Raw genomic sequence first — 20,410 nt, 5'->3', positions numbered from 1 at the left:
GGCGTGAAGCTCCACCCGGTCGACGGCGACGACCCCCGCGACATCCTGCCGGCTCTGCGCGCGGCCGTGCTCGGGGCCGGTCCTGCGCTCGGCCTCGGCATGACCGATGGGGCGAGGCCGGAGGAGGAGGTCCCTGCCGGGACCGCGGTGGTGGTCACGACGTCGGGGTCGACCGGGATCCCCAAACGCGTCGTCCTCAGCCGATCGGCGCTCACCGCCAGTGCACTCGCCACCGCGGCACGCATCGGCGACGGGGCGTGGCTCCTCGCGCTCCCCGCGAGCTATGTGGCCGGTCTCCAGGTACTCGTCCGGTCGCTCGTCGCCGACCGGCAGCCGGGCCTGCTCTCGGGTCCGTTCCAGCCGCAGGCGTTCGCATCGGCGGCGCTCATGCTCGTCTCGAGCGAGAACGGGCATCGCGTGCCGACCTTCACCTCCCTGGTCCCCGCCCAGCTGATCCGCCTCCTCGACGCCGCCGAGCACGACACCGCGGTGCGCACGGCCCTCCGCTCCTTCGAGGCGATCCTCATCGGCGGCCAGGCCCTCCCCGCAGCGGTGCTCGAGCGCGCTGAGGAGGCCGGGGCGCGGATCGTCCGCACCTATGGCGCGACCGAGACGAGCGGCGGCTGCGTCTACGACGGCGTGCCGCTCGACGGGGTGGGACTGCGGATCGAGAGCGGGGAGGTGCAGCTGTCGGGTCCGACCCTCGCCGAGGGATACCTCGACGACCCGGTGCGCACCGATGCGGCCTTCGTCACCGCACGCGACGGTACGCGCTGGTACCGCACCGGCGATGCGGGCCTCATCGACGACGGTGTGCTGCGGGTGCGCGGGCGCCTGGACAACGTGATCGTCTCGGGCGGCATCAACGTCTCGCTCGACCGGGTCGAGCGCGTGGTGCGATCGGTGCCGGGACTGCACTCCGCCGTCGTGGTGGGGGTGGCGGATGACCGCTGGGGCGAGGCCTCGGTGATCGTCGCCGCCCGCGGGGAGGCGCTCCGCCGCAGCGAAGCCACCCAGCTCGCCGAGGCCCGGGCGGCCGTGGCCGCCGAGATCGGCGCCCACGCCCGCCCCTCCCGCCTGATCCTCGTCGACGAGGTGGCCGCCCTGCCCTCGGGAAAGCCCGACCGTGAGGCGATCCGTCGGCTCGTGGCGGGGCACCGATAGTGGGCAGCCCTAGGATGTGACCTCGTGGCACGAACCTCCAGCAAGAAGCGCAAGCGTCCGGCATCCCGCCCCCGCCCCGGCGGCAACCCGCAGCGGGTTCCGGTCGCCCCGACCCGCGCGCCGCAGAAGGCGACCGCGCGCGACTGGATCGGCGCCGCGCGCCTGCGCACCCTGCCGCTCGCGGTCACCCCGGTGCTCATCGGCACGGGCGCCTCGATGCTCGTGCTCGACTCGCTCCGGTGGGTCGTGGCGCTGTGCTGCCTCGCGGTGGCGGTGTGCCTCCAGATCGGGGTCAACTACGCCAACGACTACAGCGACGGCATCCGGGGCACCGACGACTTCCGCGTCGGCCCCGCGCGGCTGACCGGCGCCCGCAAGGCGAAGCCGCGCACCGTGCTCATCGTGGCGCTGGTGTTCTTCGGGCTCGCCGCGGTGGCGGGCCTTGCCATCGTCATCCGCACCCAGCAGTGGTGGCTGCTGCTCGTGGGCGCCGTCTGCCTCGTCGCGGCCTGGTTCTACACCGGCGGGAAGCGCCCCTACGGGTACTACGGGCTGGGCGAGGTCGTCGTCTTCCTCTTCTTCGGCCTCGTCGCGACCCTCGGGACGACCTGGGTTCAGGCGCTCGCACTGCCGCAGGAGGCCTGGTTCGGGGCGGTGGGCGCAGGCCTGTTCGCATGCGCCGTGCTGTTGGCGAACAACCTCCGCGACATCGATCAGGACCGCACGGCGGGCAAGCGCACGCTGTCGGTGCTGATCGGGCGCCGCGGGTCGCAGGTGCTCTTCACCGTGCTGATCCTCGTGCCGTTCGTCATCTCCGGATGGCTGGCGCTGTTCTACCCGATCGCGTGGCTGACCCTGTTCGGTCTGCTCGCGGCGCTCCCGGCGGTGCTCATCGTCTGGACGTACCGGCTCCCCAGGGAACTCGTCGTCGCGCTGGCGCTGAGCTCGCTCGCGTCGCTGACCTACGGGGTGTTCTTGTTCTGGGCGTTCGTCGGCTGATCGCCCGCACGCTCACCCCTCGCGTCAGAACCCCGCGCGTCAGTACCGATCGCGTCGGCGGCGGCATCCTCCGCATCCGCATCGGCGTCGGTGGCCGCACTCTCGGCGCGGACCGCGCGCTCGCGGCGGCCGGCGCCGAGCGATGAGGTGACCTCGTTGAGCGGGCGGCGCAGGAACAGCAGCGACAGGCTCAGCCCGATGAGGGCGGCGAAGATCGCCGCGAGCCAGTAGAGCTGCTGGAAGATCGGGAAGAGCATCATGATGCCGAAGGGCACCAGGAACGCCAGAAGCCGCAACACGGAGTAGACCAGGGCGGATCGGGCTTTCACGGCTCCAGTTTACGTCGGGCTCCCTCCTCCCCTCCGCCCCCGACCCCCAGGCCCCGCCCAGCCCAGCGCGCCTAGGATGGACCCATGACGAGGGTGCTCCTCATCGCGGCATTGCTGGCCACGGTGTTCTGGGTCTACAGCATCGTCGACTGCGCCCTGCAGCCGCCGAACCGCCATCGGGGTGTGAGCAAGCCGATCTGGATCCTCATCGTCATCCTCCTCCCCGTGCTCGGCGGCGCGCTGTGGTTCGTGGTGGGACGACTGCGCAAGAAGACGATCGCCGCGCGTCGCGCTCCCGACGACGACCCCGAGTTCCTGGGGCGCATCGGCTCGATCAGCGATCAGGACGAGCGCATCCGCCGCCTCGAAGAAGAACTCGCGCAGCTGGATGCCGAGGCCGATGACCCCCGCTTCCTGCCGCCCGAGCACGGTGCCGCGCCCGACAGCACGATCGAACCGCCCTCGAGCGGTCGCGACCGCTCCGCCCGGACGGGGGAGCGACCGGCCGATGACGATGACCCGCTCGGCACCCGCGGACCGCTGAGCTGAGGTGACCCGCGACACCTCCGGGGCGCAGGCTCCCTCGACCGATGCCGCCGCAGCCCTCATCGGGGCGCTCGTGGCCGGCGGTGTCCGACACCTCGTGCTGAGCCCCGGCTCGCGCTCGCAGGCGCTCGCGTTGGTCGCCGCCGAGTTCGAACGGCGGGGCGCCGTGCGACTCCACGTGCGCATCGACGAACGCGTGGCGGGGTTCGTGGCCCTCGGGATCGGACGCGAGACGGGGATGCCGGCCGCGCTCGTCTGCACGTCGGGAACCGCGACGGCGAACTACCTCCCGGCCGTGCTCGAGGCCCATCACGCGGGGGTGCCGCTGATCCTCCTCACAGCCGACCGCCCGCCGGAGCTGCGCGGCATCGGCGCCAATCAAGCCACGCGCCAGCCCGGTCTGTACGCCGGGTTCACGCGGTGGGATGCCGATCTCCCCGTCCCGACCGAGGTCGACCGATCGGGTGGGAGCGACCAGACGACGATGCTGCGCCAGACCGCCGGCGAAGCGCTCGCCGCCGCGCGCGGCGAGACCGGGCGACCCGCGGGGCCCGTGCACCTCAACCTGCCGTACCGCGACCCGCTCGCCGGCGCCCTGCCGACGTGGCTCGCTGCGCGGGCCGGCGCGGACGCCTCCGACGCCGCTCCGCCCGAACCCTCCGGCGCTCTCTACCAGGGCGGCGGGGGAATCGGCGGGTCGGAGGGAGCGCACGAGGCGAGCGCCACCGACACCGACCTCGGCACCGTGCTCGAACGCGGTCCCCGCACCGTGGTCGTCGCCGGGGCCGACGCCGGTGCCGGGGCGGAGGCGCTCGCCCACGAGGGCGGGTGGCCGCTCATCGCCGAGATCGTCAGCGGCGCGCGCTTCGGTCGGCACCTGGTGCACGGGTATCGCGCGCTGCTCGCCGACCCTGCGCTCGGCGGCCGCGTCGAACGCGTCGTCGTGTTCGGCCACCCCACGCTCAGTCGCGAGGTCGCCTCCCTCCTCTCGCGCGATGACCTGACGGTGCTCGCGGTCCGCGGCCCGGGCGAGGCGCTCAACCTCAACGGCTCGACCCTGCAGGTCGACGCCGTCTCCGTCGCCCCGGGAGCGACCGACCGCGAATGGCTCGGTGCCTGGATGCGCGCCTCGCAGGCGGCATCCATCGATCTCAGCCCTCCCGCGCCCGATCCCGATGCGCTGTCTTCGGCCGTGCCCGATGAGCGGCTCCCGGCGATCGCTGCTGAGCTGGCGGTGCTCCGTGCACCGGTCGACCGCGCTGCGCTCGTCGACGCGGTGTGGCGCGCGACCTGGCCCCACGACCGCCTGATGTTCGGCTCGTCGCGGTTGGTGCGGGTGGCTGACAGCCTGCTCGGCGGCAAGAAGGTGCGGGTACACGCCAACCGGGGTCTCGCCGGCATCGACGGCACGATCGCCACCGCGACGGGGATCGCCCTGGCCAGCCAGGACGCCGTCGGCGGTGCGGCCGCCGGTGTGACGCGGGTGCTGCTCGGAGACCTGGCGATGCTCCACGACGTCGGCGCGCTGCTCGTGCCGCCGGCCGAACCCTCACCGCGGATACAGGTGATCGTCGGCAACGACGGCGGGGGAACGATCTTCGACGGGCTCGAGGTCGCGGGTGTCGCCGGACCCGAGGCCATGGACCGCGTGCTCTACACCCCTCACGAGGTGCGGCTCGAGGCGATCGCGAGCGCCTACGGGTGGGAGTACCGGCGGGCCGCAACGCGGTCGGAACTCGATCAGGCGCTCACCTCCGGGAGCGCGTCGCGTCTGCTCGTCGAAGTGCCGCTCACCCGCTGACCGCCCCGCTCTTCCCTCGTCAACCCACGGTGGGACATCATGGCGGGATGACGACGGCACAAGACACCGGTTGGGTCGGCGACCCCGCGATCGCCCTTCGCGTCGAGGAGGGTTTCGAGCTCGCGGCCGTCGACCCCGACGCCACCCCGGCTTACGACGGCTCCAAAGCCGACGGTGTCGCCGACCTGGCCGACGATTCCCGACTCGATGAGCTGCAGGAGCGTCTCTACGCCGCGAGCAGGAACGGGGCGGCCGACCAGGCCGTGCTCCTCGTGCTGCAGGCGATGGATTCCGCCGGCAAGGGAGGGATCGTCCGGCATGTCGTCGGATCGGTCGACCCCCAGGGCGTCATGCTCACCGCGTTCAAGAAGCCGACCCCCGAGGAGCTCGCGCACGACTTCCTCTGGCGTATCGAGCGACGCCTCCCCGAGCCGGGATTCATCGGGGTGTTCGATCGGTCGCACTACGAGGATGTGCTCGTCGGGCGCGTCCGCGCCCTCGCCCCGGCCGACGAGATCGAGCGGCGCTACGACGCCATCAACGATTTCGAGGCGCGCGTCGTGGCGAGCGGCACCCGCATCGTCAAGGTCATGCTGCACATCTCGTACGCCGAGCAGGGCGTCCGCCTCATGGAGCGGCTCGACCGGCCCGATAAGCACTGGAAGTACAACCCCGGCGACGTGGACGAACGCGCGCTCTGGCCCGACTATATGGCGGCGTACCAGACGGTGTTCGACCGGACCTCGACGGCCGCCGCGCCCTGGTATGTGGTTCCGGCCAACCGCAAGTGGTACGCGCGCATCGCCGTGCAGCGCCTTCTCGTGGAAGCGCTCGAGACGCTCGACCCGCGGTGGCCTGCGGCGACGTTCGACGTCGAACGCGAGAAGGAGCGGCTGGCCGCCACGATGCCCGCCTCGAGTGCTTAGGACCACCGGTTCGACCGCGCGTCCGTAGGCTGGGTCGGTGAGCGCCAGCACCGACCCGGTCCACCTGATCGCCGACCACTACGTGGCCCGCCTCGCCGAACGCGAGCCCGATGCGGCGCAGGCGATCGGCCTCAGTGATGCACCCGCCCTCCCGGATCTGTCTGCGGCGTGGCTGCAGGAGCGCTACGCGCTGCAGGGCGAGGTGATCGCCCGGCTCGACGCCCTCGCCCCCGAGGTCGGCGACCCCGCGCTTCGCGCAGCCCTCCGGGAGCGCATGGAGCGCGAGCGGCTGCTCTTCGACACCGGCTTCACCCCGCGGCTCGTCGCGGGGCTCGCCACTCCGATCCATCTCGTGCGCTACGCCGTCGAGGGCCTGACCGTGACTGCGGATGCCGCGGGCGAGGCGCTGCTGCGCCGGATCGAAGCGGTACCCGCCGCCACCCGCCAGTACATCGACAGCCTGCGCTGGGCCCGCGAGAACACCGCGCGGTTCACCGGGGGAGGCGTGGCGCCCGTGCGGCAGCTCGACACGCTCGCCGCGCAGGTCGAGCGGTGGATCGACACCGATTGGTTCGGCACGATCCCGGTCGATGACGCCGTCGACTCCGCCACCCGCGCCCGGCTGCGCACCGCCGGTGACCTGTGCGCCGACGCCCTGCGCGAGCTGGTCGGGGTGCTCCGCGACGAACTGCGACCCGTGGCCCCGACGGTCGACGGGGTGGGGGCGGAGGTCTACCCGAGCATGGCCGCGGCGATGCTCGGCGCCTCGATCGACCTCGCCGAGACGTACGCGTGGGGATGGTCCGAGCTCACCCGGCTCGTCGCGGCGTCGCGCGAGCTCGCCACGACCCTCGGGGGCTCAGCCGTGCCGGGCGGGGGTGAAGACCCGGTGCGCACGGCCGCCGCCCTTCTCGACGTCGACCCGCGCTACCGGCTCGACGGCATCCCCGCCATCCGCGCGTGGCTTCGCAGCCGCGTGTCCGAGACGATCTCCGCGCTCGCGGACGCCTTCGAGCTGCCCCCGACCGTCGATCGCGTGGAGTGCGTCGTCTCCGAAGCATCCAGCGGTGTCGTCTACTACACCCCGGCGCCGCCGGATGGATCGGCACCCAGCCGCATCGTGTGGACGATTCCGAGCGGCATCCCGGTCGCGGCCAGCTGGCAGGAGGTGACGAGCGTCCACCACGAGGGCCTCCCCGGTCATCACCTGCAGTTCGTCGTCACCGCCTCCGATCCGGGTCTGCACCCGTGGCAGCGGCACCTCTGCCACATCCACGGCTACGCCGAAGGGTGGGCCCACTACGCCGAGCAGCTCTCGGACGAACTCGGTCTCATCCGCGATCCCGCCGAGCGGCTGGGGCTCCTCCTCGGACAGATCTGGCGCACCGTGCGCATCGTCGCCGACATCGGGCTGCACACCGGGTGGCCGGTACCCGGCGACGTGATCGTCCCCGCGCAGCCCTGGACATCCGAGCTCGCCCGCGATCTGCTCGAGCGTTTCGCCCTCGTCGAGCCGGCGCTCGCCGGATTCGAAGTCGACCGCTATCTCGGCTGGCCGGGTCAGGCGCTGGCGTTCCGCGTCGGTGCGCGTCTGTGGGCTCAGGCCCGCGACGCGCGGGAGGTCGTCGACGGCGAGGCGTTCTCGCTCCGCCGATTCCATCGCGACGCGCTGGCGCTCGGTCCGATGGGTCTCGACCCGCTCCGCGAGCGCCTGCTGGGCTGAGCGACCGCCGCCGACGCGCCGTCGGTCAGTCCGCCAGCTGCGGCAGCACCTCACGCCCGAGAAGCGCGATCCCCTCGGCAGGCACCCGGCCGTGAGGGGTTCCGAACTCGATCCGGTCGACACCGGCATCGATCAGGAGATGCGCCTGGCGTGCGATGTCTTCGGGAGTGCCGGCGAACGCGAACAGCTCCAGCACGTCGCGGGGGACCAGGCGTCCCGCGCCCTCCTCGTCGCCCTCGGCGAGCCGGGAGCGGATGCCGGGGAGCAGCCCCTCGGGAAGATCCACGGTCGGGTCGAGGGCGGCGATCACGTCGAGGTACATCGCCACCTCACGCCGGGCCAGCGCCCGGGCCGCATCGCCGTCGCGATCGACGACCGTCACGGCGCCGAGCACGACGCCGACTTCGCCCTCGGCGCGACCCGCCTTCTGCGCACCGGGGCGGAGGCACTCACGCACGACCTGCACCATCGCCGGATTCGCCGAGCCGCCGATCTTGATCTCGTCGGCGATCTCGCCCGCCAGGGCCATGCCTCGCGGGCCCCACGAGCCGATGAGCACCGGGGCCTGCGGACGCACCACCGGATACCGCAGCCGCACGTCCGGTTCGAGACGGAACACCCGGCCGTCGTACCCTTCACCCGCGCCGCTGAGCAGGGCTTGGATCACTCCGGCGGCATCGCGCAGCGCAGTGATCGGCCGCTCGGGCTCGAGCCCGATGGCCTCGAGCCACGAACCGCGGGCGAGGCCCAGGTACGCACGGCCCTCGGACGCGTCGTCGACGAGCGCGAACTGACCGGCGATCTCATACGGATGGAGGGTGAAGGGGTTCCAGCACGCGCATCCGAGCCGGATGCGGGAGGTGGCGCCCGCCATCTCCAGCAGCGCGGCGATCGGCGGCTGATAGAGCAGATCGGAGAAGACGCTCACCCCGTCGAAGCCGAGGTCCTCGGCCAGGCGCGCGAGGGCGCCGTACTCGCCGAGGCGCTTGTCGGTCTGCAGGCCCAGGCTCACCTGCACCCGGTGCGAGGGGCGGCTCACGTGAGCTCGTCGGTCGGGATGGAGCGGATGCCGGTGCGCTCGATCCGCATGATCAGTCGCTCCTCGGGGTCGGGGCAGGCGACGAGGTCATCCCTCTCCAGCCAATCGCCGGCCGGAAGCTGCCGCTGCTTGGCCGGGAGGAGGGGGAGCACGGCCTGGAGGGCGTAGAGGCAGAAGTGACCGCCGTCGGGAAGGCACAGCCGGCTGCTCTCGACGAGATCGATGTGGTCGCCCACGGCCATGCCGCAGACCGACCGGCCCTCGATCCGTTCGACGACGACCCGGAGGTCGTAGAGATCGGAGGTGGCGCCGTCGCCACTCTCGGAGGCAGGCTCGGTCGGGTTCACGGTGCTCATCTTGCTCATCCTGTCAGTCGCTCGCGCGTCTTCACGCGAAGGCGCCGCGGACACGGCCCCGGTCGTCGCGGACGACGACACCGCCCTTCATGACCAGGTCGAGGTCGCGGAGTGCGCTGACGTCGGCCATCGGGTCGCCCGGGGTCACGACGAGGTCGGCCCATGCGCCCGGCGTGAGGGTGCCGAGGTGACCCTCGGCGCCCAGCCAGCGGGCGGGAGCGGCTGTCGCTGCGCGCACGGCGTCAGGGGCGGCGAGGCCGCCCGCCTGCATGTGCTCGAGTTCGCGCACCACGGCGGTCGTCCCCTCGAAGTTCCAGAACGGCGGCATGTCACTGCCCAGGAGCACCTCGACGCCGGCGTCGAGTGCGTGGCGGTACGAGGCCATATGGCGCGGTCCCGCGCCGAGGGAGCGCTGCTGCATCCACGCCGGCACGCCGAGGTCGTCGAAGAACGCGCTCGCCCGGGTGACGACGAGCGTCGGCACGAGCGCTGTGCCGTGCTCGGCCATGAGGCGGGCGACCTCGGGGGTGAGCTCGTACCCGTGCTCGACGCAGTCCAGGCCCAGCGCCACCGCTTCGGCGATGATGGCCGCCGGCCCGGCGTGGGCCGTGACCTTGCGGCCCCACGCATGGGCGGTCGAGATCGCCGCGGCCATCTCCTCGCGGGTGAGCTGGGGCGTGGTGATCTCCTCGTGCTCGCCGGCGATGCCGCCCGAGATCATGAGCTTGATGAGGTCGGCGCCGGCCTTGACCTGCGAACGGACCCCTCGCGCGAACGCGTCGGCGCCGTCGCACTCGAGGGTGTCGTCGCTGTCGAACCCGTGTCCGCCGGTGCAGCACAGCGCGCGCCCCGCGGTGTAGATGCGGGGGCCCGGCACGTGACCGGCGGCGATCGCGCGGCGCAGCGCGAAGTCGGCGCCGCCCTTCTCGGCGACGCAGCGCACCGTCGTCACCCCCGACAGCAGAGTGCGGCGCGCGCCGTCTGCCATGTACAGCGAGAGCTCGTGCGGGCTGAGGCTGCTGACCGCGTCGCCGCCGGATCCCGGGAGGGACAGTGAGAAGTGCGTGTGCATGTTGATCAGGCCCGGCATGACGAAGGCGCCGTCGAGGTCGATCACCCGTTCGGCCCCGGTCACCGCATCGCCCGGGGTCGTGACCCGCGCGATCCTGCCGTCCGCGATGACGAGGGCCACGCCGTCGCGGGGTTCGGGCTCGACGCCGTCGATGAGGTTCAGGCCCACCAGGACCGCGTCGCCGCGGGTCGGAAGCGAAGGGACGGCGCCGCTCATGCGAGGGCGTCCACGATCGGACGGAACTTCACGCGTGTCTCCAACAGCTCTGCCTCCGGGTCGCTGCCGGCGACGATGCCCGCCCCGGCGTGGGCGACGACGGGGATCCCGTCGCCGTGGATGTCGACCCCGTCGAGGCCGAACTGCGCGCAGCGCAGCGCGATCGCCCACTCGCCGTTGCCGGACTGGTCGACCCAGCCCACGGGCCCGGCATATCGTCCCCGGTCGAAGGGCTCCAGGCGGCGGATGACGGCGAGGGCGGCCTCCGTGGGAGAACCGGCCACCGCGGCGGTGGGGTGGAGGGCCGCGACGAGGTCGAGCGACGACGCCCCGTCGTCCAGAGTGCCCTCGATGTCGGTGGCCAGGTGCCAGACGTTGGGGAGCTTCAGGGTGAAGGGCTGCTCGCTCGAGGCGAGGGCGCTGGTGTGGGGGCGGAGGGAGGACAGCACGCTGTGGGCGGCGTACCGGTGCTCGTCGAGATCCTTCGCGCTCGTGGCGAGCGCGAGCGATGCGGCGTTGTCGGCGTCGGCGTCGGCCCCCCGGGCGCGCGTGCCGGCGAGGACGCGGGCGGTCACGGTGCCGTCGTGCACCGTGACGAGGGTCTCAGGACTCGCTCCGATGAGGCCGTCGACGGCGAAGGTCCAGCAGTCGGGGTAGTCGGTCGCAAGAGCTCGCACCAGGCGGCGGAGGTCGGCGTCGTGCGGCACCGCGCCGACGAGGTCGCGGGCGAGCACCACTTTGCCGACTTCTCCGGCGCCGATCGCACCGACCGCCGCGCGGACCGCCGACTGATACCCCTCATGCGTCATCCGGCCCGGGCCCACCGCACCCGGCCAGTACGGGCCGAGACGGCGGGGGGAGGGCTCGACGGCCGCCTCGTCGACGGTGCGGATGGAGGTGATCCACCCGCGTCCGCCCCGCCGGCCGACGATGACGCGCGGCACGATGAGCACGCTCGATGCGGCCGATGCGGCGGTGAAACTGAACGCGCCGAAAGCGACCAGTCCCGATCCGGGAACGCCGACCGCATCGTCGACCCGCGCGTGCGACGCCACCTCTCGCCACACGTCGGCGAGGCGGGCGATGCGCGCGTTGCGCGGTTCGCCGTCCGGGTCCTGACCTCCGGGTTCCTCGAGTCGGAGCGCCTCGCCGAATCCGGCGATGCCCTCCGCGCGGCGAATCCAGCACAGCGGTGACGCGGCATCGGCGAAGGGGAGCAGCTCCTCGACGGGATCGATCGGAGAGGTCTCGACCACCAGCCGGGGGAGGGGGGAGATCACGGCTCCACTCTAGATCCGGGCGCCCGGGGCCGGACGGCGACGCCGTATATTGACGAGGTGACCGACGCCTCGTCATCCGCCCCCCGCCCCGAGATCGGGCAGCGCGTGCGCTTCCGCTGGCGCAAATGGAACGGCGGGGTGCACTGGGAGCACGACTGCGTGTATCTCGGCAGCGACCGGTGGGGCGACTGGGTCGGCCAGCCCGCCGGCTGGATCAGCGAGCGGCCCGGACGGCAGATGGTGACGCGTCAGGCGTGTGTGATGCTGCTCCCTCCGAGCGGGGAGTACGCCTATACCCGGAACGCGGATCCGAACCGGACGCAGATCTACATCGACCTGGGCTGGGATGTGGGCTGGCGAGACGGTGCGCCGGTCGGGGTCGACATGGATCTCGATGTCGTCAAGCACACCGAGCGGGGCATCTACATCGACGACCGCGACGAGTGGGACGAGCACCGGGTGGCCTACGGCTATCCGCTCGACATCGTCGCGCGCCTCGAGTCGCTCGCGGTCGACCTCGAGCAGAAGGTTCGCGCGGGCGTCGCGCCCTTCGACGAGGCGACACCCGCCCACTGGCTCTCACGGCTCGAGGCGCTGAACCTCTGAGGATGCAGACCGGTGCTCGTCCGGTCTGCGACGACGGCGACGCGCTTAGACTCGACCCGTGACGACCGATCGCGAACCCAACCGCGCCGACCTCGGCAAGGACCCGCGACGCGTCAGCGGCATGTTCGATCAGGTCGCCCGCGGCTACGACCGGACGAACACCGTGCTGAGCCTCGGCAACGACCGGATGTGGCGTGCGGCGACGACCCGCGCGGTCTCGCCGCGACCGGGCGAGCGCATCCTCGACCTCGCCGCCGGCACCGGCGCCTCCAGCGTCGCACTGGCCAAGAGCGGAGCCCAGGTCGTGGCCGCCGATTTCTCACCCGGGATGATCGCCGAAGGCGAGCGCCGTTACGGAGCGACGTCGCCGGGCGGCGGCATCCGGAACCTGACGTTCGTGCAGGCGGACGCGACCGACCTGCCTTTCGGCGACGCGGAGTTCGACGCCGTCACCATGTCGTTCGGTCTTCGCAACGTCAACGATCCGAAGAAGGCCCTGCGGGAGCTGTGGCGGGTGACCAAGCCCGGCGGACGCGTGGTGATCTGCGAGTTCTCGCAGCCGCCGTCGGGCGCCTTCAACCGGCTGTACCGCTTCTACAACGACCGCGTGCTGCCGACCGTGGCCAAGGCCGTGAGCTCGAACGCCGAGGCGTACGACTATCTGAACGAGTCGATCCGCGACTGGCCGGATCAGCGCACGCTGTCGGCGTGGATCCGCGAGGCGGGATGGACGGATGTCGCGTTCCGCAACCTGTCGATGGGCATCGTCGCCCTGCACCGGGGCCGCAAGCCCTGAGGCGACCGCCTGCGATCCGCGCGCCGCTAGGCTGGATCCGTGACTCCTTCCGCTCCCGGCTCGCCGATCACCGGTCAGCTGAGCCTGACCGAGCGGGTCTTCGCCGGGCCCGGCGCCCGTCGCCTTCTCGCGGCGATCGAGGACGGGCTCGCGCGCGTCGACGAACACCTGCGCAGCGAACTGCGCGTGACCGACGCGCTCGCCAACGCCACCAGCCGTTACCTGTACAACGCCGGCGGCAAGCGCGTGCGTCCCACCCTGGCGCTCCTCACCTCGCAGCTCGGCGACGGGGTCACCGATGAGGTCGTCGAGGCGGCCTCGGCCCTGGAGATGACCCACCTCGGCTCGCTGTACCACGACGACGTGATGGATGTCGCCGACAAACGTCGAGGGGTGCCGTCCGCCCACGCCGTGTGGGGCAACAACGTCGCGATCCTCACCGGCGACCTGCTCTTCTCCCGCGCCAGCCAGATCATGGCGCGGCTGGGGGAGCGCGCGATCCGGATCCAGGCCGACACCTTCGAGCGTCTCGTGCTCGGACAGATGCACGAAACGGTCGGGGCCACCGAGGACGATGACCCGGTGGAGTTCTACCTGCAGGTGCTCTCGGACAAGACCGGTTCGCTCATCGCCGCGGCCGCGCAGGCCGGGGTGATCTTCTCCGACGCCGACCCCGCCTTCGAGGCGCCCATGGTGGTGTTCGGGGAGAAGGCCGGTGTCGCCTTCCAGCTGCTCGACGACGTGATCGACCTCTCGCCCGACCCCGGTGAGACCGGCAAGGTCCCCGGTACCGACCTGCGCGCAGGCGTTCCCACGATGCCGTTCCTGCTGCTCGGTCAGCGACGAGACGCCGACGCGGTGCGACTGCGCGAGACGATCGACGAGGGCGTGGAGCGGATCGCCGAGGGCGCCGACCCCGCGATCCTCGACGGTCCTCTCGCCGAACTGAGAGAGCACGAGACCACCGAGGCCACGCGCGAGCTCGCGCACCGGTACTCTCTTGAAGCGATCGATGCGCTGGAGCCACTGCCCGAGGGGCCGGTGCGCGACGCGCTGACGCGCTTCGCGCGGGCGGTCGCCGATCGCGCGAGCTGATCGGCGGCGTCTCCGGGAACGCCGCGGCGCGGCATCCGTCAGAAAGGACTTCATGACCAAGCTCAGGCTTGCCATCGTCGGTGCAGGACCCGCCGGCATCTACGCCGCCGACATCCTGCTGAAGGCAGAGCGTCGCTTCGATGTCTCCATCGACCTGTTCGAGCAGCTGCCCGCCCCCTACGGACTGGTGCGCTACGGGGTGGCGCCCGACCATCCGCGCATCAAGGGCATCATCACGGCGCTGCGCGAAGTGCTCGACCGCGGTGACATCCGCATTTTCGGCAACGTCCGCTTCGGCGAGGACATCACGCTCGACGACCTCAAGCAGCACTACCACGCGGTGATCTTCGCCACCGGGGCGGTGCGCGACACCGACCTGCGCATCCCCGGGATCGACGCCGAGGGCTCCTACGGTGCGGCCGACTTCGTCAGCTGGTTCGATGGCCACCCCGACGTGCCGCGCACCTGGCCGCTGGAGGCGGAGTCGGTGGCCGTCATCGGCAACGGCAACGTCGCGCTCGACGTGTCGCGCATGCTCGCCAAGCATGCCGAGGATCTGCTCCCCACCGAGATTCCCGACAACGTCTATGAGGGCCTGAAGGCCTCGCCGGTGACCGACGTGCACGTGTTCGGCCGCCGGGGCCCCGCGCAGGTGAAGTTCACCCCGCTCGAGCTTCGCGAGCTCGGTGAGCTGCGCGATGTCGACATGGTCGTCTACGACGAGGATTTCGACTACGACGAGGCGTCGAAGGACGCCATCGCGAGCAACAAGCAGGTGATGGTCATCGACCGCGTGCTGCAGGCGTGGCGCAAGCGCCCGAGCGTCAACAACGCCGGGGGTGAGGCCTCGCGTCGCCTGCATCTGCACTTCTGGGCGAAGCCCGTCGAGGTGAAGACCGACGAGAACGGCCGGGTGTCGGCGTTCGTGTACGAGCGCACCCGTCCCGACGGCGAGGGCGGTGTCGTGGGCACCGGCGAAATGCGCGAGATCGCCGTGCAGGCGATCTATCGCGCGGTCGGCTACTTCGGGTCGCCGCTGCCGGGAGTGCCGTTCGACAAGCGCCACGGGGTCATCCCCAACCACGAGGGTCAGGTGCTGCGCAAGGACTCGAATGAGCGGGTCCCCGGCGTCTATGCGACCGGATGGATCAAGCGCGGACCGGTGGGCCTGATCGGCCACACCAAGTCCGACGCGATGGAGACCGTGCGTCACATCATCAACGACCAGGGTTCGTGGTGGCAGCCGACCGATCCGTCGGAGGAGGCCATCCCCGCGCTGCTGGAATCGCGCGGCGTCGCGTGGACCGACCTCGACGGCTGGCACCGCCTCGACGAGCATGAGGTGGCTCTCGGCGCGCCGCACGGCCGCGCGCGGATCAAGGTCGTGCCGCGTGACGAGATGATCGCGGTCTCGCGCGGGGAGTAGTCGCCTGCGGCAGGTGCTGCGACCCGGATAGGCTGGGGGGAGTTTCCCTTCACCAGGAGGTCACCCCATGCTGATCGCGCTGTACATGGTCCTGCTCGTAGGCGGGATGTGGATCCTGGGGGCGAGCTTCAACTTCCCTGACTTCGGCGCCGTGCTGTTCGCCGCTGGGGTGCTCATCATCTGCGCCGCGGTGGCGCTGCCGGTGACACTCAGCCGTCACGAGAATCGCGACTCGAACCCCGGCAACTGGTAGCCGGCGGGTCGGTGACCCCGGGCGCGGCCGATCGGATGACCGAGGGCTGGGTGCCGGATGTCCTCGGGGCGCCGTTCGAGCAGCAGACGCTGCCGCTCCCCGATGACGACGAGGGCGCGGTCGTCGCGACGCTCGTGCGGCTGATGCCTCGGCGCTCCCTCAGGGAGTTCTTCTCCGGAGGACCGCGGCCCTTCGCCGACGTCGACGTGCTCTACGTCCACGGCTGGTCGGACTACTTCTTCCAGACGCGTCTCGCCCGCTTCTGGGTCGAGCGCGGCGCGCGATTCTACGCGCTGGACCTGCGGAAGTACGGCCGGAGCCTGCGGCCCGGTCAGACACCGGGCTACATCGGCGACCTCGCCGACTACGACGCCGACATCGCCGAAGCGCTGACCGCGATGGGGAGGAGAGCGGATGGCACGGGGGAGCGACGCCTCGTGCTCTTCGGGCACTCGACCGGGGGGCTGACCCTGAGTCTGTGGGCCGCGCGTCATCCGGGCGCTGCCGCTGCGATCGTCCTGAACAGCCCATGGCTCGAATTCCAGCTGAGCGCGTCGGTGCGGCAGGCGATCACGCCGGTGCTCGACATCCACTCCCGCCGTCGGCCGCTGGATCTGTGGCCACAGGTGGACGGAGGCTTCTACGCGCGGGCGCAGGCCGAGGTGGCGGATGCCGACGACCCCGTGCAGGTGGATGTCGCGTGGCGACCGGAACGCAGCCTGCCCGTGCACGTGGGGTGGATGCGGGCGATCGTCGCAGGTCACGCGGCGGTCTCGAAAGGCCTCGGTATCCCGGTGCCGGTCTGCGTGCTGCTGTCGGCGCGGAGCGTCGCGCCGACGCGGTGGGATGACGAGCTCACCCGCGCCGATTCGGTGCTGGTGGTCGACGACATCGCGCGCGCGGCGCTCAAGCTCGGTTCGTCGGTGACGATCGAGCGGATCGACGGCGCGCTGCACGATGTCTTCCTGTCCCGGCGCGAGGCGCGCGCCGAGGCTTACGAGCGGATGGGGCGCTGGACGACCGCGATGCTGTCACGCTGACGGCGGATCCGACGCCTCTCGGCTCTCTTCCGATGGCTCGAGCGACACGCCCTCCGACCATGGACGGTGCGAGGGAATGGGTTCGGGGCGGAGAAACCTCGGCCTGCTGCTGGGGAAGGAGATGCCGTGCTCGTCGCCCGGAGACGGAACGGGGACCGGGTCGGTGAATCGCCGACCCGTCACGGTCCGGGCCGCCAGCTTCAGAACGTGGGGCTTGTGGCGAGGACTCACCGTCACGATCCGCCGGATACCGCTGCCGTCGATCTCCACGTCGTCGACGGTGCGCGCCGCCGTGCCTCGCACGACCACGCTCCACGTTCCGTCGTCATCGTGACCGTCGATCTCGAAGGCGGCGGCCGGCCGCGCGTCCAGACTGACGACCTTCGCGTCGGGCGCGCTGCGGATGTACACCGCTCCCTCATGCGCGACGAAGTTGACGGGGAAGATATCCGGCGTTCCGTCGGTGCGGGTGACGGCGAGTCGTCCGATGTCCCCGTTCTCGAGCAGCGACCAGCATTCCGCGGTGGTCAGATCTCGTGCGCGTGATGTCTCGGCCAAGGGGGACTCCTTCCGTTCCGGTTCCCATCCGAACCCCTGTCGCGAAGCGAAGGAGGAACGAAGGTCCCGTGCGGGTCTTCTCTGGGTGGTTGCGCGACCGTAGCCTTGATCGCAACGCCCGACCCGTATCGCCGTGGATCCGGGGCTCAGCCGGAAGGAGTCCGTCATGATCCGCGTCTTCCTCGTCGACGATCACGAGATCCTCCGCCGTGGGCTGGCCGACATCCTCGAGGCTCATTCCGACATCGAGGTCATCGGCGAGGCGGGGACAATCCGTGATGGGCTCAGCCGCATCGAGGCGACGCGCCCCGACATCGCGGTTCTCGATGTCCATCTGCCTGACGGGAACGGGATCGATCTGTGCCGGGAGATCGGGTCGCGTCTCCCCGACGTGCGCTGCCTGATCCTCACCGCATTCGACGACGATGCGGCGCTGCACGCTGCGACGCTCGCCGGTGCGGCCGGTTACGTCCTGAAGGACATCCGGGGAACCGGGCTCGTGGCGGCGATCCGCGCCATCGCCGCCGGACGGCGCCTGGTGGACAGTCCGCTGGGACAGCGCTCGGCCCAGGCGCTTCGGAGCCAGGCCGACAGCGACGACCCGCGATGGGGGTCGCTCGGCCTGCGCGAGCGCCAGATCCTCCGCTTGATCGCGGACGGCATGACCAACCGCCAGATCGGTGAGCGCCTCGGCATCGCCGAGAAGACGGTCAAGAACTACGTCTCGTCGCTGCTTCGCAAGCTCGGTGTCGACAGCCGCACCCAGGCGGCCATCGTGGAGCTGCACCACACGCAGGAGCGCGCCGACGGGTGACGTCAGACGCGGTGCGTGCGTCCGGGTTCGGAACGTGAGGCGGCGACGAAGGTCGACCGGTGGGTCACGTGCCGCTGGTCCCAGATCCCCAGTGTCAACATGGTCAGCGCGAGCTCGATGCCCCCCAGCGCCGCGTACACCAGCTGGAGCACGCTGAAGGGGATGTAGATCATCTGCACGAAGATCCAGGCGAGGCAGGCGAATCCCGCCAGCGCACTGGTGACCGCAGACCACGGCGAGCGGATCAGCGTGAGCAGCAGCGCGGCCGCCTGTGTCCCGCCCACCACCAGCAGGAGCGCCAGGCCCGGAACGAGGTAGGAGGAGAACGGGGAGCCCGCCAGATAGTCCAGGGGAGGCATGAAGACAGTCGCGAGGGACGGCAACAGCGTGCCGACGATGAGGGCGACACCCCCGAGCGCTGCGGTCAGTGCGATGAATGTCTGGACCGTCATGAGTGCGATTCGGATGGCGCGCATCAGTCTTCCTCTCCTTCATCATCCGTCGTCTCCGCGGGCACGACTGCGAGGGGACACGGCACCCGCCACACCAGGTCCTGGGCCACGGATCCGCTCAGGCGGCCCTGCACCACGCCGCGGTGATGAGTTCCGATGACCAGGAGAGACGAGTGCGCGGCGTGTCGGAGAAGCGTCGGTCCGGCGAGGTCGCGCACCAGGTCGCTGCGGAGGCCCATGCTCGGATAACGGGCGATGACCCAGCGCATCCGCGTGTCCAGAACGCCTCGGTGTTCAGCCATGACGGCATCGACCGTGGGGACCGCGTCGCTCGCGAAGGACGGAGGAGGCATCTGCCAGGCATGGACCAACCGCAGGGAGACGCTCGTGAGGTCGGCCTCGCGTGCGGCGAAGGCGACGGCGGCATCCGAACTGTCGTCCGCGCTCACACCCACCGTGACGGGGTCGCCGAGGTCGGACCAGTCGGCAGGCACGAGCACGACCGGTGCACGGGAGCGGGCGCTGACCTGCAGCGGCAGCGCACCCGACAGAGCCGCGCGGACCGGGCGGCCGAGGGTCACACCGAGGACCACCACATCGGCGTTGCTGCTCATGAGGGTCAGGGCAGGCTCGACGCCGCCTTCGAGCCGGTGCAGCTGCACCCCGATGCCGGGAACGCGATCCCGAAGAAAGCCCTCGGCGTTACCGAGGTGTCGCAGGGCGGAACTCCGTTCCTGCGCGAAGCGCGAGATCACCGTCACGACATCGACGCCGACGACCGTGCGGGCAGCCCGCGCCGCTACCCATGACAGCGCGGCCACCGACGCCGGCGAGCCGTCGTAGCCGAGCACGATCGATTCCATGTGCGACCTTCGGTATCGAGAGCTGGGTGGCGTCGAGGCTAGGCCGAGCCGCGCTCCGGCGAAAGGTACAAAGTCCCTGAGGGCGTCAGACGTGTCAGCAGCTGTTCGACGTCCTCGTTGCGACACACCTCGGTGCTCGGACGCATTGCGGTCGCCGTTCCCGCTGCGACGGCGACCCGGAGCGCGTCCCCCCGTTCCCGGCCCGTGGCGAGGGCCGAGATGAATCCGCCGAGGAAGGCGTCGCCGGCCCCGACGGTGCTGATCACCCTGACTTCGGGAACGGGGATGAAGATCTCGGTGTCGCGCGAGATCAGGACGGCCCCCTCCCGGCCCAGGCTGAGCGCGACCAGCTCCGTGCGTTCGGCACGGATGAGCGACCGGGCGACGCCGACGAGTTCGGGAAGGGACGACCCGGGATCGATCCCGGCGAGGTGCGCCAGCTCGTCGCGGCTCGGCTTAATGAGGAAGACCCCCGCGTCGAGGGCTGCCGCCAGGGCCGGGCCCGCCGTGTCGATGACCACCCGGCTCCCGTGACGGACTGCGGCCTTCGACAGCTGTGCGTAGAAGTCGGTCGGCACGCCGGGCGGGAGGCTGCCGCTGGCGACGAGGTATCCCTCGCGTGGGCTCCGCTCCACCGCGATCTGCAGGCAGCGCCGCCACTCCGCTTCCGTCAGAGCCGGGCCGGGCAGGATGAACCGGTACTGGCACGCCGTGGTGGTCTCCGTGACCGTGAAGCTCTGGCGGGTCGTCCCCCCGATGGGAACGATGACGGTTTCCACGCCTTCTCGCTCGAGCAGACCGAGGTACGTGTCAGCCGACGGCCCTCCCAGCGCGCAGATCGCCAGCGACCGTCCGTTCAGCTGTCGGATGGTTCTGCTGACGTTCACCCCGCCTCCGCCCGGATCGTACTGGGGCCGATCGCACCGCAGCTTCCGCTCCGGCTCGAGCCGGTCGATGCAGGTGGACACGTCGAGGGCGGGGTTCATGGTGAGCGTCACGATTGCTGCGGGGTGCATGGCGTCCTCCTGCCCGGCCGTGACGGCGACATCAGCGTCT

22 protein-coding genes are annotated in these 20,410 nt (G+C 71.2%); 13 read left to right on the top strand and 9 right to left on the bottom strand.

What is annotated here, in order from left to right; all coding sequences use genetic code 11:
• Nucleotides 1-3: 3 nt before the first annotated feature.
• Together DT073_RS14655 and DT073_RS14650 are read left to right on the top strand one after the other, a co-directional pair.
• Complete coding sequence (locus tag DT073_RS14655; RefSeq protein WP_124294058.1) at nt 4-1,164, top strand: AMP-binding protein; 1,161 nt, start codon at nt 4-6, stop codon at nt 1,162-1,164.
• A 24-nt stretch (nt 1,165-1,188) separates the two neighbouring features.
• Entirely contained in the window at nt 1,189-2,163 is a 975-nt protein-coding gene (locus DT073_RS14650; RefSeq protein WP_124294057.1) for a 1,4-dihydroxy-2-naphthoate polyprenyltransferase, read from the top strand.
• Here the strand turns inward: DT073_RS14650 and DT073_RS14645 are convergent.
• Complete coding sequence (locus tag DT073_RS14645) at nt 2,127-2,492, bottom strand: DUF4229 domain-containing protein (protein WP_124294056.1); 366 nt, start codon at nt 2,490-2,492, stop codon at nt 2,127-2,129. The genes DT073_RS14650 and DT073_RS14645 overlap by 37 nt on opposite strands.
• Before the next feature lie 84 nt (nt 2,493-2,576).
• Between DT073_RS14645 and DT073_RS14640 the strand changes: the two genes are divergently transcribed.
• The 4 genes from DT073_RS14640 to DT073_RS14625 are packed head-to-tail and all read left to right on the top strand — an operon-like array spanning nt 2,577 to nt 7,488.
• Nucleotides 2,577-3,041 (top strand): PLD nuclease N-terminal domain-containing protein, encoded by a 465-nt coding sequence (locus DT073_RS14640; protein ID WP_124294055.1) that lies wholly within the window; start codon nt 2,577-2,579, stop codon nt 3,039-3,041.
• 1 nt (nt 3,042) lies between these two features.
• The gene (gene menD, locus DT073_RS14635; protein ID WP_124294054.1) at nt 3,043-4,839 is read left to right on the top strand and encodes a 2-succinyl-5-enolpyruvyl-6-hydroxy-3-cyclohexene-1-carboxylic-acid synthase; all 1,797 of its coding nucleotides are present in this window, start codon (nt 3,043-3,045) and stop codon (nt 4,837-4,839) included.
• A 47-nt stretch (nt 4,840-4,886) separates the two neighbouring features.
• Nucleotides 4,887-5,765 carry a polyphosphate kinase 2 family protein gene (locus DT073_RS14630; protein WP_124294053.1) on the top strand — a complete coding sequence of 293 codons (879 nt, stop codon included), beginning with the start codon at nt 4,887-4,889 and terminating at the stop codon, nt 5,763-5,765.
• 37 nt (nt 5,766-5,802) lie between these two features.
• Nucleotides 5,803-7,488: a DUF885 domain-containing protein gene (locus DT073_RS14625; RefSeq protein ID WP_124294052.1), complete on the top strand. Its 1,686-nt coding sequence runs from the start codon at nt 5,803-5,805 to the stop codon at nt 7,486-7,488.
• Between the two features lie 25 nt (nt 7,489-7,513).
• Here the strand turns inward: DT073_RS14625 and DT073_RS14620 are convergent, their stop codons facing one another.
• From DT073_RS14620 to DT073_RS14605, 4 genes are read right to left on the bottom strand one after another with little or no spacing between them, the layout of a single operon-like run.
• Complete coding sequence (locus DT073_RS14620) at nt 7,514-8,527, bottom strand: LLM class flavin-dependent oxidoreductase (protein WP_240638631.1); 1,014 nt, start codon at nt 8,525-8,527, stop codon at nt 7,514-7,516.
• Entirely contained in the window at nt 8,524-8,883 is a 360-nt protein-coding gene (locus DT073_RS14615) for a TIGR04076 family protein (RefSeq protein WP_124294051.1), read from the bottom strand. Before DT073_RS14615 ends, DT073_RS14620 begins: the two co-directional genes overlap by 4 nt.
• 31 nt (nt 8,884-8,914) lie before the next feature.
• Nucleotides 8,915-10,171: an amidohydrolase family protein gene (locus DT073_RS14610; RefSeq protein WP_124294050.1), complete on the bottom strand. Its 1,257-nt coding sequence runs from the start codon at nt 10,169-10,171 to the stop codon at nt 8,915-8,917.
• Nucleotides 10,168-11,451 (bottom strand): isochorismate synthase, encoded by a 1,284-nt coding sequence (locus DT073_RS14605; RefSeq protein ID WP_240638630.1) that lies wholly within the window; start codon nt 11,449-11,451, stop codon nt 10,168-10,170. The genes DT073_RS14610 and DT073_RS14605 overlap by 4 nt, the downstream gene beginning before the upstream one ends.
• 57 nt (nt 11,452-11,508) lie before the next feature.
• On the opposite strand from DT073_RS14605, the gene DT073_RS14600 reads away from it, so the two are divergent.
• The 6 genes from DT073_RS14600 (at nt 11,509) to DT073_RS14575 (ending at nt 16,667) form a co-directional block, all read left to right on the top strand.
• A complete protein-coding gene (locus tag DT073_RS14600; RefSeq protein WP_124294049.1) occupies nt 11,509-12,057 on the top strand; it encodes a DUF402 domain-containing protein in 549 nt (182 codons plus the stop codon).
• A 58-nt stretch (nt 12,058-12,115) separates the two neighbouring features.
• Entirely contained in the window at nt 12,116-12,853 is a 738-nt protein-coding gene (locus tag DT073_RS14595) for a demethylmenaquinone methyltransferase (protein ID WP_276310436.1), read from the top strand.
• Nucleotides 12,854-12,892: 39 nt separating this feature from the next.
• The gene (locus DT073_RS14590; RefSeq protein ID WP_124294048.1) at nt 12,893-13,948 is read left to right on the top strand and encodes a polyprenyl synthetase family protein; all 1,056 of its coding nucleotides are present in this window, start codon (nt 12,893-12,895) and stop codon (nt 13,946-13,948) included.
• 52 nt (nt 13,949-14,000) lie between these two features.
• A complete protein-coding gene (locus DT073_RS14585; RefSeq protein ID WP_124294047.1) occupies nt 14,001-15,374 on the top strand; it encodes an FAD-dependent oxidoreductase in 1,374 nt (457 codons plus the stop codon).
• Nucleotides 15,375-15,441: 67 nt separating this feature from the next.
• On the top strand, nt 15,442-15,627 hold the full coding sequence (locus DT073_RS14580) for a hypothetical protein (RefSeq protein WP_124294046.1): 186 nt from the start codon (nt 15,442-15,444) through the stop codon (nt 15,625-15,627).
• Between the two features lie 35 nt (nt 15,628-15,662).
• Nucleotides 15,663-16,667 (top strand): alpha/beta hydrolase, encoded by a 1,005-nt coding sequence (locus DT073_RS14575; RefSeq protein ID WP_124294547.1) that lies wholly within the window; start codon nt 15,663-15,665, stop codon nt 16,665-16,667.
• On the opposite strand, the gene DT073_RS14570 is transcribed toward DT073_RS14575, so the two are convergent.
• Entirely contained in the window at nt 16,659-17,225 is a 567-nt protein-coding gene (locus tag DT073_RS14570) for a pyridoxamine 5'-phosphate oxidase family protein (RefSeq protein ID WP_164478210.1), read from the bottom strand. The genes DT073_RS14575 and DT073_RS14570 overlap by 9 nt on opposite strands.
• 166 nt (nt 17,226-17,391) lie before the next feature.
• Here DT073_RS14570 and DT073_RS14565 point away from each other — a divergent pair, with 166 nt between their 5' ends.
• Complete coding sequence (locus tag DT073_RS14565; protein ID WP_124294044.1) at nt 17,392-18,039, top strand: response regulator; 648 nt, start codon at nt 17,392-17,394, stop codon at nt 18,037-18,039.
• A 2-nt stretch (nt 18,040-18,041) separates the two neighbouring features.
• Here the strand turns inward: DT073_RS14565 and DT073_RS14560 are convergent, their stop codons facing one another.
• The 3 genes from DT073_RS14560 to DT073_RS14550 are packed head-to-tail and all read right to left on the bottom strand — an operon-like array spanning nt 18,042 to nt 20,370.
• Entirely contained in the window at nt 18,042-18,491 is a 450-nt protein-coding gene (locus DT073_RS14560; protein ID WP_124294043.1) for a hypothetical protein, read from the bottom strand.
• Nucleotides 18,492-18,514: 23 nt separating this feature from the next.
• Nucleotides 18,515-19,354: a universal stress protein gene (locus DT073_RS14555; protein WP_124294042.1), complete on the bottom strand. Its 840-nt coding sequence runs from the start codon at nt 19,352-19,354 to the stop codon at nt 18,515-18,517.
• Nucleotides 19,355-19,392: 38 nt separating this feature from the next.
• Nucleotides 19,393-20,370, bottom strand: coding sequence for a 1-phosphofructokinase family hexose kinase (locus tag DT073_RS14550; protein ID WP_124294041.1), 978 nt, complete (start codon nt 20,368-20,370; stop codon nt 19,393-19,395).
• Nucleotides 20,371-20,410: the final 40 nt, after the last annotated feature.

This window comes from Microbacterium sp. ABRD28 (assembly GCF_003850245.1).
GTDB lineage: Bacteria > Actinomycetota > Actinomycetes > Actinomycetales > Microbacteriaceae > Microbacterium.
The sequence above is the reverse complement of the archived record's forward strand: the minus strand, read 5'-3'. Positions and strand labels throughout refer to the sequence as shown.